Source organism: Algibacter sp. R77976, from assembly GCF_044594645.1.
GTDB lineage: Bacteria > Bacteroidota > Bacteroidia > Flavobacteriales > Flavobacteriaceae > Algibacter_B.
In genome coordinates this window covers 245,143-258,549 of the sequence record NZ_CP138989.1, presented here as the reverse complement: position 1 = coordinate 258,549, position 13,407 = coordinate 245,143, and the positions used below count along the sequence as shown (strand labels likewise).

Sequence of the window (13,407 nt, the reverse complement as noted above, 5' to 3'; positions counted from 1 at the left end):
TAGGATTTAAGTTATTATTAAATAATAATCTAACCAATAACCTAAAATATCATATTTATAGTTATTATAAAATGATATTAATCAGACTAAAAAATAGTTACAAGGAACTGCGAAAGTATTCGGAATCAAAATTTATAAGGTATTCAAAGCAATTTCTATCATGGTTTTAAAACTACCTTCTCGCTCATCTGCTGTAGTTCCTTTTTTTGTTATTAAAGAATCTGAAATTGTTAAAATAGAGAGAGCTTTAACATTAAATTTGGCAGCAATGGTATATAAGCCTGCTGTTTCCATTTCGACGCAGAGCACACCAAATTTCGCCCATTTTTTATACGATTCATAATCGTCTTCATAAAATTGATCGGCAGATAAAACGTTTCCAGCTTTAATAGGAATGTTGTTTTCTTGTGCGTATAGCGCTGCTTTAATAAATAGCTCGTAGTTTGCAGTTGGCGAATAATCAGCATTGTTAAAACGTGCCTTGTTAATCCCCGAAGTTGATGAGGCAGCCATAGCAATAACAATATCACGTAATTTTAAATCTTCTTGATAAGACCCCGCAGAACCAACACGAATAAGGTTTTTTACACCATATTCATTTATAAGTTCATGGCAGTAAATTAGAGCAGATGGGATGCCCATTCCGGTGCCTTGAACAGAAACTCTTTTGCCTTTATAAAAACCAGTAAAGCCTAGCATGCCACGTACATCGTTATAGCAAAAAGCATCTTGTAAAAATGTTTCTGCAATCCATTTTGCTCGTAAAGGATCGCCAGGAAGTAAAACAGTTTCTGCAATATCTCCTTTTTTTGCTTCTATGTGAATGCTCATAAGTTCGATTTTATAATATCTATAATTTCATTTTTTTGAAGAACACCAGATTGACGCCAAACTTGTTTCCCATTTTTAAAAAGCAGCATTGTAGGTACGCCACGAACTTGATATTTGGCTGCAAGTGGTTGGTTTTTATCAACATCAATTTTTAGTATTTTAATATCGTCTCCAAGTTCTTTTTTTACATCCTTTAAAATAGGAGCAAGCATTTTACAAGGACCACACCAATCAGCAAAAAAATCAACCAATACAGGTGTTTCAGAATTTACTAGGTTGCTAAAATTATTTTTCATTACTTATTTTTTAAATCAATATCTAGTTGGGCGAGCATAATTAATTCTGATTTATTTACACCAGAAAAAGAAGCTGCAATATCGCCAGCTGTTTTCAAAATTAGTTTTTTTATTGGTACAGTAAACAAATGTGGTTGTTCTTTTTTGTAATTTATAAAAGCTTCATAACACGCTTTTGTATTTAGGTTCTGTTCATTATTCATCCAATCAAAAACAATTTCTATTTGATATGCCGCATCAGTATGATAATTGTCTTCAAGTAGGTCTACTGATAACCATTGCTTTTTCACTATTTCTTTAAGTTTGTCAAACTCTATTTTATGCACTAATTTATCTGCAGCAGCAATGGCATAAAATAACTTTCCAAGGTTTTGGTAAAATTTAAGAGTCATTTTCTTTTCCGTTTTCATGGTGCTCATATTTATGTTAAAGTTAAGCTCTTTCTGATAAAAATTATATGATATAAATCAGTCATAAATATGACGAGTTTTTCGTATTTTTATTCCAATATCCAAAACATAATGCTTTATGTTTAAACAAGATCAAGCGATTTTTAATTTACTTTCAGAAACCATTTCTGAGGGGGTATTAATTGTTGATGAGTTTCAAAGCATAATGAAAATAAATACTGCAGCCGAACATATTTTTGGGTATAAAGAACATGAGCTTTTAGGTAAAGATTTAAACACCCTTATTCCAGCTAGTTATCACAAAAGGCATGCTATACGGTTTGAGGCATTTATGAAATTAGGTAAACGCCGTAAAATGGGTGAGTCTGATAATATTTTTGGACTTAAAAAAAACCAAGATATTATTCCTGTTGAAGTGGAATTAAGCCCATTCACCATCTTTAATAAAACCTATATTATGGCTGTAGTGAAGGATCTCTCAGAAAAAAAAGAGATCCAGAAAAACCTTATGTTACGAACACATGCATTACAATCTGCAAATAATGGTATTGTAATAACTGATGCTTTAAAAAAGGATAACCCTATAATTTTTTTTAATTCTGCATTTCAAAGTCTTACAGGTTATTCTGAAACAGAAATCCTAAACCATAACTGTCGATTTTTACAAGGGAAAGATAGAAATCAAAAGCCCCTTAAAAAACTAAGAGAAGCAATAAGAAAAGGCGAAAGTTGTCAAGCAACACTTCGTAACTATAAAAAGGATGGTACTATGTTTTGGAACGATATATATGTTTTTCCAATTTTAGATTCAAACGGAATTGTTTCAAATTTTATAGGCATACAAAATGATGTAACATTAAAAAAAGCATCAGAAGAAGAACGTCAACATCTAGCAACCATTTTTAATGAGTCTTTAAATGAAATTTATGTTTTTGATGCCAAAACATTAAAATTTATAAATGTTAATTATGGTGCTCAAAAAAACATTGGTTATAGCCATGAAGAATTAAAAAACATGTCGCCATTAGATTTAAAACCTAGTTATAGCAAAGACATTTTTAAAGATAAAATTGATGTTTTATTAAAACAAGATATTGAAAAACTTGATTTTGAATCGATTCACCAGAGAAAAGACGGTACCAAATACCCAGTTGAAGTACATTTACAATTATCAAACTTAGGAGAGAAAAAAGTTTTTGTTGCAATTATTTTAGATATTACAGATAGAAAAAATTACACCACAAGACTAGAAAATAAAGTGGAAGAACGAACACAACAACTCAAAATAGCACTAAGCAAAGAAAAGGAGTTAAACGAATTAAAAACAAAATTCTTATCGTTAGTGTCTCATGAGTTTAAAACCCCTTTAAGTGGTATTTTAACGTCTAACCAATTATTGAGTAAATATCAGTTAACCGAACATCAAGACAAACGCGATAAACATATAAAAACAATAAATGATAAGGTTTATTTTTTAAACACAATACTAAACGATTTTTTATCTATTGAAAAACTCGAAACAGGAAAGGTAAACTATAAGTTTAGTGATTTTAAACTTAGTAATATTGTTAACGAGGTGGTTTATAATGCGAATATGCTTTTAAAAGAGGGGCAACAGATTAATTATCCAGAGAATATTGATGATTTATCGCTTTATCAAGATGAAAAAGCAATTCAATTAATATTCTCAAACATATTGTATAACGCCATAAAGTATTCTCCTGAAAGAACAGTTATAGATTTACATATAGAACAAGACGAAAAATTTACAACACTTACCGTAAAAGATGAAGGTGTTGGTATACCAGAAAAAGAGCAAAAAAGTATTTTTGAGCGTTACTATAGGGCCGAAAACGTAATAAATATACAAGGTACAGGAATAGGCTTAAATATTGCTAAAAACCATTTAGAAAACTTAGGAGGCACTATTAGTTTTAACAGTAAAGAAAATATAGGCTCTACGTTTATTATAACATTTCCAAATATAGCCAAACCATGAAAACAGTTTTAATCATAGAAGATGATATTGTTTTAAGAGACAATACAGCCGAACTTTTAGCACTTTCAGGTTATAAGGTTTTAAAAGCATCTAACGGAAAAAAGGGAGTGGCAATAGCTAAAAAACAACACCCCGATATTATTGTGTGCGATATCATGATGCCAGAATTGGATGGTTATGGGGCTCTTAAATTGCTTTCAAAAAGCAGCTTAACTAAATATATTCCTTTTATATTTTTATCAGCAAAAACAGAACGAAGCGATGTTAGAAAAGGTATGAATTTAGGAGCCGATGATTATATTACAAAACCCTTTACAGAAGACGAGCTTATAAGTGCTATTGAAAGCCGTTTAGCTAAAGTATCTATTTTAAAAGATTTAAATCGGGAAAAAGACTCAGGGATTATAGAGTCAAATGAAAATGAAATAAAAACGCTTAACGATTTAAAAATATTTTTTGATGATTATGGTGAAACCTTCAAATTTAAAAATGAAGATGTTATTTATCATGAAGGCGACCACTCTAATTACATATTCTTAATAGGGAAAGGTGCTGTAAAATGTTATAGAATAGATGAGCAAGGAAAAGAGTTAACAACGGCTTTATTTAAAGAAGACGATTTATTTGGGTATACATCTTTTACACAAAACAAACCCCACCAAGAAACGGCTAAGGCTATTGCAAACACAACATTAATAGGGATTTCAATTATTGAATTTAATGATATATTAAACAAAAACCATAAGGTTGCTTTAGAGCTTATTAATCTATTAACAGATGATTTATCGGATGTTAAAAAACAACTATTGCAAATGGCCTACGGAACAGTTACACAGAAAACTGCAACGACTATTTTGAAATTTGCCGAAAAGATGAATCGTAAACCAGAAGATCCTATTAAAATTTCTAGAAACGACTTAGCAAGTGTTGCTGGTATTGCAACAGAAACACTAATTAGAGCTTTAACCGAGTTTAAAAAACAGGGTATTATTAAAGCTGAAGGCAGAAATATTAAAGTAATTAATATAGAAAAATTAAAAACGGTTATTTAACTGAAACGGTTTTTTATATCATTTTTTAAAATGACCAATATCATTTCCTCTGCAGTATATAGTATATAAATTAGTACTTGTAAATTACTGTTAGATGAAAAATATATTACTTCCCACAGATTTTTCAGAAAACTCTTGGAATGCTATTAAATACGCTATTAGTTTTTTTGAAATAGAAGCTTGTAACTTTTTTTTGCTTCACGTAAACAGGTTTAATACTGTTGTATTTGACGATTCCTCGTATGTTGCAACAAATCAAGTTGTAGAAGAGGTATATACCAAGCCAGAAAAGAAAGAGTTACGTAGAATTTTAAAGCGTATCGCCACACAATTTCCAGTTAATAAAAAGCATAAATTTTATACGTTAACGGATTGTAATTATTTTATAGATTCAATAAGAAAACATGTTGAAGAAAAAAAAATAGATTGCATTGTTATAGGTACAAAAGGGGCTTCAGGTTTAAAGAAAATAATGGTTGGGAGTAACACAGCCGATGTTATTACAAAGGTACAATGCACCACTTTAGCAATTCCTGAAGGTGCTCAATTTGGAAAGATGTTAGAAATTGCTTTCCCTACAGATTTTTCATTAAATTATAACATTCAAATACTAGAGCCACTTTTCGAAATATTAGAAAAATGGAAGTCTTCCTTAAGAATTCTTCATATCACTAAAAAGAAATCAGATTTAAACATTGATCAAAATAAAAGCAAAGACTTATTAGAAGATTACTTTAATAAAACAACACATAGTTTTCATTATTTAACCAATAGAAGGGTAGAAGATGCGATACAATGTTTTGTGGAAAGTCGAGATATAAATATGATTTGCATGGTGGCAAAAAACCTTAATTATTTTCAACAAATATTATTTAGATCAAGGGTGGAAAACGTAAGTTATCATACAGAAATACCTTTTTTAGTATTACACGAAAAAACATAATACATTATGGACAATTCAATTTTTTTAGCAAAATTTTGGGGCTGGTATCTTATTATATTCTTCTGTATATTAAGTTTTAATCCAAAACGAATCAAACAAATTTTTAACGATTTAAATGATGAGAAATTTTTAATCGTATCATCCTTTATGGCAATAATTGTTGGGTTACTTAATATCTTATTTCATAATATTTGGGAAGCAAACTGGAAGTTTCTTATTACGCTTATTGGATGGGGTTCTTTAATTATTGGCTTATCCTTATTTGTGTTTCCTAAGCGCATGGTTGCATTTTTACAATTTGTTAATATAAAATTGGTACAGCTTATTTATACGCTATTATTACTTACAGGATTGTTTTTGTTAAATATTGTTTACGGAATTATACCCATTTAGTTTTCTAAACTGATGGATATCATTTCCCGTTTGGAATTAGTGATTTAACTTAGCATTATAATTAAAAAGTTCTTTTTCATAGTTATAAAAATATAGGTGTTGTTGTTGTTGAAATAAGAATGCCAAAGCAAAGTGTTTAAAGCTATTTTTTTGTCTGGAAAACCTCATTGTATTACCATTGGTAACAAAGGTGTGTTATTGTAAACCAAGATGAGAAGATAATATTAAATACTTTGGAGAAACAGGAAGTTTCGGCTTCCTGTTTTTTAAAATAAAACAACAGTTTTCATAGCAATATGAAACACGTTTTATAAGTATTTGGAATTATTAGGAGGCTGAAGATTTAATATAGCTTTCATAAGGGATATTATAGATTTGGAAGAGTTAACTAGTAAAATCAAATATTTAAATGGAAACAGGAAGTTTAGGCTTCCTGTTTCTTATTAGAGAGGCTATTAATCACTTCTTATATTTAATTAATGTAAAGAAAAAAAGAGATGTTTTGTAGAGCATCTCTTTTTTTTGTTAGTACGTTCTGATAGTTAATATTTCAAAAACAAGGGCGTTTAATCTGATATATATCATTGTATTTAAGTGGTTTAGTTTTTATTTTTAGTAATAAAACGTACAGCCATGAGAAAAATATTAATTCCTACCGATTTTTCTGAAAATGCAATGAATGCATTAAAATATGCTACTGATTTGTTTAAGTACGACATAAGCGAATTTTTTATAATGCATACTTATCAAGATGATATTTATGCTGATGAAGTTTTATTAACAAACGAGACTCTAGATAAGGTGACTCGTGTTATTAGTGAAAAATCAGAAGAAGAATTACTAAATACAAAAACAGCTATTCGTAATATCTCACCAAATCCTAAACATACTTTTTATACAATTTCGGCAAACAACGTACTTATTGACGAAGCATATAAAATTGTAGACCAACAAAATATAGATATTATCATTATGGGTACCAAAGGAAAAACCAATGATAAGAAAATAACTTTTGGTAGCCATACACTCCAGGTTTTAAAGTATGTGCAATGCCCTGTTTTAGCTATCCCAGAAAACCATAAATATACACAACCTAAGCATGTGCTTTTTCCAACAAATTACATGTTGCCATACAAACGGCGAGAACTAAAATTACTTTGCGAAATGGTATATCCATATAGAGCTGTAATAGATATGTTGTATATCTCTAAAAGCAGTAAACTCTCTATACGGCAAAAAGATAATAGTGAGTTTATTAAGGAAGAATTGTGTAAGAATAAAATCAACTTTAAAGTTGAAAAGAGTAAGCATATTATAAATGCTATTTATAAACATATTAAAGAAAATAGCACAGATATGCTGGTAATGGTTAATACAAGACATTCTTTTTTAGAAAACATTCTATACCAGTCTAAAATTGATGAATTAAGTTTAAATATTAATATCCCGTTTTTAGCATTACAAAATATAAAACGCGATTAACAAATAATAAAAATCCAATATCATGAAAAATATACTTCTTCCTACCGATTTCTCTGATAATTCATGGAATGCTATAGTTTATGCTTTGCAGCTTTTTAAGAATGAAAAATGTAATTTTTATTTGCTTAATACGTATACTCCGGCAATTTATCAAGTAGAATATGTATTGGTAGAACCTGCCCAATTTGGAATGTTTGATGCCATTAAAGAAACTGCATTAAAAAATCTAAATGATTTTGAGACACGAATAAAAGACGAGTTTAAAAACCCCAAACACCATATTGAAAGTATGGCTGTTTTTAACACATTAATTGAAGAAATAAAAGAAATTGTAGAAAAAAAGCATATGGATTATGTGGTTATGGGCACAAAAGGTGCCTCTGGAATTAAAGAAGTATTATTTGGATCTAATACGGTGCATGTATTTAAAAGCGTGAAATGTCCAATACTAGCAATACCTGCTGGTTTTGGTTTTGAAAAACCACACGAAGTTTTATTTCCTACAGATTATGAAATCGATTATCAAGATCATCATATAAAGCCTATTACTGGTATTACAGCGCTTTATAATACGAGAGTAAATATTTTAAATGCAACTTATGGCGATGATTTAACTAAAATACAAGAGGGGAATAAACACAAATTAGAAATTTATTTTAAAAACACAGCACAGTTGTTTCATAGTGTTAGTGGTCAAACTGTAGCAGATGCTATCAATAATTTTCAATTAAAGGCTCGAATAAACTTATTGGTTATGATTAATAATAAACATTCGTTTTTTGAGAATTTGTTTTTCAAGAATGCTATAAACCAAATAGGTTTTCATTTAAACGTACCCTTTTTAGTAATTCCTGCAAAGCCAAATAAAAATTAGGTTATAAATAAACCATAACCAATAAATTAATGCTAATTAACAGTCTTTTTTGGTAAATAACATCTTATAATTAAATAACAATAATAAATAAATAGATGAAACGAAATATTTTAATTCCTACCGATTTTTCAGGTAACTCTTGGAGTTCTATCGGTTATGCTTTAAAACTCTATGCAGATGAAGAATGCACGTTTTATTTCCTAAATTCTGTAGCTATTAAAGTATCAACACTATCCACTTTTTCAAATAAGTTGTTAGAGACATTGAAAGTTGATGCCCTAGAAGATTTGAAACAAATAAAAAACTTAGTAGAAATTAATTATGCAAATGCTAATCATGACTTTCATATAATTTTAAGCGTAAACGATTTAAAAGAAGCTATTAAAAAAGCGATTAATGAAAGGCAAATAGATTTAATTGTTATGGGTACAAAGGGCGCTACAGGGGCAAAAGAGATTTTCTTTGGTAGTAATACCGTACATGTTTTAAAGGTTGTAAATAATTGTCCGGTTTTAATTGTTCCAGAAGATTACAATTTTACCAAGCCTTCACAAATAGCTTTTCCAACAGATTACAATCGTTTTTATAATGTAAAAGAAATAGAGCCTTTAAGACAATTAGCAGATTTATATAATTCGAAAATTAGGATTGTGCACATAAATGTTGAAGAGGAGTTAAATGATGTTCAGGAATATAATTTGTTCGAATTAGAAAGCTACTTAATCGATTATGAATTCAGTTTTCATTGGATGCCAAAATATGCAAAAAAGGTTTCAGAAATCAACGATTTTATAGAAGAATTGAATATTGATATTTTAGTAATGATAAATTATAAACATGATTTTATTCAAAAAATAATAAATGAACCTGTCATAAAAAAAATAGGGTTTAAACCCAAAATTCCGTTTTTAGTTATTCCAGAATGAACTGATAGATATCATTGCTAACAACAATTATTTGGGGTAAATTTAAGTGATGTACTAAAAGAAAATCTCATGAAACGCAAGATATTATTACCTACAGATTTTTCTAAAAACTCTTGGCATGCCATAAATTATGCGATTGAATTATATAAAAAAGACCAATGCGTTTTCTATATTTTAAATGTATTTACGGCTACAAGTAATATTATTGATAGCTTAATAAACATGGAGCCTGGAAGTGAACTCTATGAAACTGCTAAACTAGAATCTGAAAACGGGTTAGCCAAAGTTTTAGATATGTTGGCTTTTAAAGATCATAAAAATTCAAAACATCAATTTGAAATTATTTCAACATTTAACAATGCCGTTGAAGCTATAAAAAATGTAGTTGAAGAAAAGGATATTGAAATGATTATTATGGGAACAAAAGGCGAGACAAACTACCGAAAAGTGGTTTATGGTAGTACAGCCATAAATGTAATGGAAAAGGTGCGTAATTGTCCTGTGTTAGTTGTTCCAGAATTGGCAAAACATAATTTACCAAAAGAAATTGTATTTCCTACAAGTTATAGAACACATTTTAAAAGACGCGAGTTAAATTATTTAATAGAGCTTGCTCAAAAATGTGATGCCTCCATTCGAATACTTCATGTTTCTGAAGAAGACGAGCTTGACAAAAAACAGCTTAATAACAAAAAACTTTTAGAAGAATATTTTGAAAATATTGATTATTCTTTTCACACACTTGGCCCAATAGAAGTGCCAATGGCTGTTAATTGTTTTGTAGAAAGTCGAGAAAGCGATATGGTTGCTTTTATAAATAAAAAGCATGCTTTTTTTGGAAGTATATTAAGCAAATCGTTAGTAAAAGAAATTGGTTACAGTTCGAAAGTTCCCATTTTGGTTTTGCATGATTTAAGAAACTAAATGTAAATTAAAACCCTCAAAATAGATTACAATGTCTAATTCAAAATTTGATAGTATAAAGAAAACTGGTATTTGGATGGATAAAGATAAAGCTATAATTGTAAGCCTTTACAATGGTGATATTAGCCTAAATACCATATTGTCTGGAATGGAGCATTTTCATATTCATGGTGGTTCTGGATCGCGCACAAAAGGAGGTCCGCAAGATGTTGTTCATGATAGTAAATACCTAGAACGCGAAAAGCATCAGTTAAAAAAATACTTTAAAGATGTTGCTTTAGAAATTAAAGAAGCCAAAGCTATTGTGCTGTTTGGACCTGCAGAAACTAGTACTAAGTTTAATAAAGAATTAAGTTCTAATTATAAAGAATTAAGTACAAAAGTTAAAGACATTGTAAAAGCAGATAGTATGACAAAAAGGCAAGTAAAAGCCTGGGTTAAGGATTTTTATAAATCGGCTTCTTAGTCGAATTTAAGTAGGTTAGTTGGTAACTGCCAAAATCATTTTTTTGGTTTTGGCAGTTCTTATAAAATATAAAATGGAAACGAACGCTATAGATATTATTAAATCATCTGGAGACAAAGTGAAATTTTCTTTAGAAAAATTAAAGACTTCTTTAAAGCGTACCGGCGCAGATAAGCAAACTATAAATCAAATTATAAATAAGGTAAGAGATGAGTTGTACCAAGGTATTTCAACAAAAGAAATCTATAACAGGGCATTTGCATTACTTAAAAAGAAAAAAAGCTATTTAGCATCTAAGTATAAACTTAAAAAAGCCATTTACGAATTGGGACCCACAGGTTTTCCTTTTGAACGTTTTATAAGTGATATTTTGCAATATTCTGGATATAAAACCGAAGTTGATCAATTTTTAGAAGGAAAATGCGTGACACACGAAATTGATGTAATAGCGCATAAAAACAATAAAACAACGGTTATAGAATGCAAATTCCATAATGAAGAAGGGCTTAATTGTAATGTTAAGATTCCACTTTATATCAATTCGCGTTATAACGATGTTAAAGCAAATTGGAAGTCTAGTTCTAAAAATAAAACCGTACTAACTGAAGGTTGGGTAGTTACTAATACACGGTTTTCAAAAGATGCCTTGCAGTATGGTAACTGTGTTAATTTGTTTTTACTAAGCTGGGATCATCCTAAAAATGATGGTTTAAAAGACCGTATAGACCGTTTAGGATTGTATCCAATTACCGTATCTACGCTATTAACCAATAGAGAAAAACAATTTTTATTAAGTAGAGATGTGGTGTTATGCAGAACGCTAATTGGCGATGCTTTTTATTTGGATCATTTAGGAATTTCAGAAACCAGAAAGGAAAAAATATTAAATGAAATAAAAATGTTGTGTAATCATTAGAAGCTATGGATAAGACTGTAAAAGTTAATTTTTTAGGAGCCGCAGGTGTGGTTACAGGGTCAAAATTTCTTATTGAAACATCAGAAAGAAATATATTGATAGACTGTGGTATGTTTCAAGGTTTAAAGGCATTAAGAGAGCTTAATTGGAGCGATTTACCTGTTGAGGTTAAAGCTATTGATGTTGTTTTACTTACACATGGGCATTTAGACCATGTTGGATATTTGCCAAGATTGATAAAACAAGGATTTACAGGTAAAATAATTGGCACAGCCCCCACTTTGGCTATTGCAGAAATCATTTTAAAAGATAGTGCTAAAATTCATGAAGAAGAGGCTAATAAAGCAAATAAGGAAAAATATACAAAACACAAACCTGCTATACCATTTTATACCAAAATTGAAGCAGAAAAAACCATTGCGCTATTTCAAGTGGAACTCTCAAATAAATGGCTGCAGTTATCTGAAAATATATCGTATCGTTTTCAGTATAACGGACATATAATTGGAGCAACATTTATTGAAATGGATATAAACGGGAAACGATTTGTGTTTTCTGGAGACATTGGCAGACCCAATGATTATCTATTGGATGACCCCAAAAAACCAGAATGGGCAGATTATTTATTTATAGAAAGCACCTATGGTAATAAGCTACATCCAAAAGAAAATATTGAAGAAGTCTTATCCAATCTTATTAATGAGACCATTCATAAAAAAGGAAATTTAATTATCCCAAGTTTTGCGGTAGAGCGGTTGCAAACACTTATGTATTTATTATGGAAGCTATATAAAAAAAATAAAATACCTAATATTCCCATTTTTGTTGATAGTCCAATGGGAAACAATGTTTTAGAAGTTTTTAAGCGTTTTCCTAAATGGCACAAATTAGCAATGGCAGATTATAATGCAATGTGCAATCACATAAACATTATTCAATCTTATAAAGAAACCTGGGAAACTATTGATGATAAACGGTCTAAAATAATTATTGCAGGTAGCGGCATGGTAACAGGTGGTCGCGTACTTACCTATTTACAGCAACTTATAGATGAGGCATCAACCACAGTATTATTGGTAGGTTATCAGGCTGAAGGAACACGCGGAAGACAATTACAGGAAGGTGTGCATGAAATACGATTTTTTGGTAAATATTATCCCGTAAAAGCCACAATTAAGCAAATAGAAAGTTTATCGGCACATGCCGATCAAAATGATTTGTTAGGATGGATGAGTAATATTAAGAATATACCAGAAAAGGTGTTTTTAATACACGGCGAGCCTAATGCGCAAGATGCGTTTCGGGTAAAAATAAAAGATACGTTTAACTGGAATGTAACGATTCCTAAACTTACCGATGTTGTAAAATTACTTATATAAATTTAAAAATTATCAGCTATGGAAACGCTATTACAAGTACATGAAAATTTTGTTCGTAATAAAACAGCAGAAGAATTACAGTACGCTTTAGAGCAACATGAAATTTCACTTTTAAGTTTAGAGACCGAATTAAATTTCTATGAGTTCTTATTAGATTCATGTAAGTTTAAATCTCCAGTCATGAATTTGTTCGAAAGGTTAATGCAGTTTAAAAAAGATATAGCCACTTCTAATAAAAAGCGTGCGTTATTATTAAATAAGATAAACGTATTAGCCATAAAAATTGCAAATGCGCCTTTTAAAAAATATGATATAATTATCTATGATTTAGAGGAAATAGAGGTCGAAATTCAAGATTTTAAAACAGATATAGCTCATTTAAAATCGTCATTATTTGAGTATTTACAAAGTGTAATTATAAGTTGAAAATTCGTGGTAATTAATTTTATTCCCATTTCTAGCTGATATATATCATTTAGCATTGCGCTGCTATAGTGTACTTTTAAATAGGAAAAT

15 protein-coding genes are annotated in these 13,407 nt (G+C 29.7%); 12 read left to right on the top strand and 3 right to left on the bottom strand.

Annotation, left to right across the window (positions count from 1 at the left end; translation table 11 throughout):
• Positions 1-132 precede the first annotated feature (132 nt).
• From deoD to SJY43_RS01170, 3 genes are read right to left on the bottom strand one after another with little or no spacing between them, the layout of a single operon-like run.
• Positions 133-831: a purine-nucleoside phosphorylase gene (deoD, locus tag SJY43_RS01180; protein ID WP_396602022.1), complete on the bottom strand. Its 699-nt coding sequence runs from the start codon at positions 829-831 to the stop codon at positions 133-135.
• Entirely contained in the window at positions 828-1,127 is a 300-nt protein-coding gene (gene trxA / locus SJY43_RS01175; protein ID WP_396602021.1) for a thioredoxin, read from the bottom strand. Before trxA ends, deoD begins: the two co-directional genes overlap by 4 nt.
• Positions 1,127-1,537, bottom strand: coding sequence for a hypothetical protein (locus SJY43_RS01170; protein WP_396602020.1), 411 nt, complete (start codon positions 1,535-1,537; stop codon positions 1,127-1,129). Before SJY43_RS01170 ends, trxA begins: the two co-directional genes overlap by 1 nt.
• A gap of 118 nt (positions 1,538-1,655) precedes the next feature.
• Here SJY43_RS01170 and SJY43_RS01165 point away from each other — a divergent pair, with 118 nt between their 5' ends.
• The 12 genes from SJY43_RS01165 (at position 1,656) to SJY43_RS01110 (ending at position 13,317) form a co-directional block, all read left to right on the top strand.
• Positions 1,656-3,536: a PAS domain S-box protein gene (locus SJY43_RS01165; protein ID WP_396602019.1), complete on the top strand. Its 1,881-nt coding sequence runs from the start codon at positions 1,656-1,658 to the stop codon at positions 3,534-3,536.
• The gene (locus SJY43_RS01160) at positions 3,533-4,588 is read left to right on the top strand and encodes a response regulator (protein WP_396602018.1); all 1,056 of its coding nucleotides are present in this window, start codon (positions 3,533-3,535) and stop codon (positions 4,586-4,588) included. The genes SJY43_RS01165 and SJY43_RS01160 overlap by 4 nt, the downstream gene beginning before the upstream one ends.
• 94 nt (positions 4,589-4,682) lie before the next feature.
• Positions 4,683-5,531, top strand: a complete 849-nt coding sequence (locus SJY43_RS01155) for a universal stress protein (RefSeq protein ID WP_396602017.1) — start codon at positions 4,683-4,685, stop codon at positions 5,529-5,531.
• A gap of 6 nt (positions 5,532-5,537) precedes the next feature.
• A complete protein-coding gene (locus SJY43_RS01150) occupies positions 5,538-5,924 on the top strand; it encodes a hypothetical protein (protein WP_396602016.1) in 387 nt (128 codons plus the stop codon).
• A gap of 633 nt (positions 5,925-6,557) precedes the next feature.
• Positions 6,558-7,406, top strand: coding sequence for a universal stress protein (locus SJY43_RS01145; protein WP_396602015.1), 849 nt, complete (start codon positions 6,558-6,560; stop codon positions 7,404-7,406).
• A gap of 22 nt (positions 7,407-7,428) precedes the next feature.
• Positions 7,429-8,280, top strand: coding sequence for a universal stress protein (locus SJY43_RS01140; protein WP_396602014.1), 852 nt, complete (start codon positions 7,429-7,431; stop codon positions 8,278-8,280).
• A 95-nt stretch (positions 8,281-8,375) separates the two neighbouring features.
• The gene (locus SJY43_RS01135) at positions 8,376-9,206 is read left to right on the top strand and encodes a universal stress protein (protein ID WP_396602013.1); all 831 of its coding nucleotides are present in this window, start codon (positions 8,376-8,378) and stop codon (positions 9,204-9,206) included.
• A 69-nt stretch (positions 9,207-9,275) separates the two neighbouring features.
• A complete protein-coding gene (locus SJY43_RS01130) occupies positions 9,276-10,130 on the top strand; it encodes a universal stress protein (protein ID WP_396602012.1) in 855 nt (284 codons plus the stop codon).
• 31 nt (positions 10,131-10,161) lie between these two features.
• Complete coding sequence (locus tag SJY43_RS01125) at positions 10,162-10,596, top strand: hypothetical protein (protein WP_396602011.1); 435 nt, start codon at positions 10,162-10,164, stop codon at positions 10,594-10,596.
• A 73-nt stretch (positions 10,597-10,669) separates the two neighbouring features.
• Positions 10,670-11,512, top strand: coding sequence for an ATP cone domain-containing protein (locus SJY43_RS01120; RefSeq protein WP_396602010.1), 843 nt, complete (start codon positions 10,670-10,672; stop codon positions 11,510-11,512).
• A 5-nt stretch (positions 11,513-11,517) separates the two neighbouring features.
• Positions 11,518-12,891: an MBL fold metallo-hydrolase RNA specificity domain-containing protein gene (locus SJY43_RS01115; protein WP_396602009.1), complete on the top strand. Its 1,374-nt coding sequence runs from the start codon at positions 11,518-11,520 to the stop codon at positions 12,889-12,891.
• A gap of 18 nt (positions 12,892-12,909) precedes the next feature.
• Complete coding sequence (locus tag SJY43_RS01110) at positions 12,910-13,317, top strand: hypothetical protein (RefSeq protein WP_396602008.1); 408 nt, start codon at positions 12,910-12,912, stop codon at positions 13,315-13,317.
• Positions 13,318-13,407: the final 90 nt, after the last annotated feature.

Bases quoted from the DNA above. Each gene is read 5' to 3' on its own strand.
- deoD (WP_396602022.1), bottom strand. From the start codon at position 831: ATGAGCATTCACATAGAAGCAAAAAAAGGAGATATTGCAGAAACTGTT.
- trxA (WP_396602021.1), bottom strand. From the start codon at position 1,127: ATGAAAAATAATTTTAGCAACCTAGTAAATTCTGAAACACCTGTATTG.
- SJY43_RS01170 (WP_396602020.1), bottom strand. From the start codon at position 1,537: ATGAAAACGGAAAAGAAAATGACTCTTAAATTTTACCAAAACCTTGGA.
- SJY43_RS01165 (WP_396602019.1), top strand. From the start codon at position 1,656: ATGTTTAAACAAGATCAAGCGATTTTTAATTTACTTTCAGAAACCATT.
- SJY43_RS01160 (WP_396602018.1), top strand. From the start codon at position 3,533: ATGAAAACAGTTTTAATCATAGAAGATGATATTGTTTTAAGAGACAAT.
- SJY43_RS01155 (WP_396602017.1), top strand. From the start codon at position 4,683: ATGAAAAATATATTACTTCCCACAGATTTTTCAGAAAACTCTTGGAAT.
- SJY43_RS01150 (WP_396602016.1), top strand. From the start codon at position 5,538: ATGGACAATTCAATTTTTTTAGCAAAATTTTGGGGCTGGTATCTTATT.
- SJY43_RS01145 (WP_396602015.1), top strand. From the start codon at position 6,558: ATGAGAAAAATATTAATTCCTACCGATTTTTCTGAAAATGCAATGAAT.
- SJY43_RS01140 (WP_396602014.1), top strand. From the start codon at position 7,429: ATGAAAAATATACTTCTTCCTACCGATTTCTCTGATAATTCATGGAAT.
- SJY43_RS01135 (WP_396602013.1), top strand. From the start codon at position 8,376: ATGAAACGAAATATTTTAATTCCTACCGATTTTTCAGGTAACTCTTGG.
- SJY43_RS01130 (WP_396602012.1), top strand. From the start codon at position 9,276: ATGAAACGCAAGATATTATTACCTACAGATTTTTCTAAAAACTCTTGG.
- SJY43_RS01125 (WP_396602011.1), top strand. From the start codon at position 10,162: ATGTCTAATTCAAAATTTGATAGTATAAAGAAAACTGGTATTTGGATG.
- SJY43_RS01120 (WP_396602010.1), top strand. From the start codon at position 10,670: ATGGAAACGAACGCTATAGATATTATTAAATCATCTGGAGACAAAGTG.
- SJY43_RS01115 (WP_396602009.1), top strand. From the start codon at position 11,518: ATGGATAAGACTGTAAAAGTTAATTTTTTAGGAGCCGCAGGTGTGGTT.
- SJY43_RS01110 (WP_396602008.1), top strand. From the start codon at position 12,910: ATGGAAACGCTATTACAAGTACATGAAAATTTTGTTCGTAATAAAACA.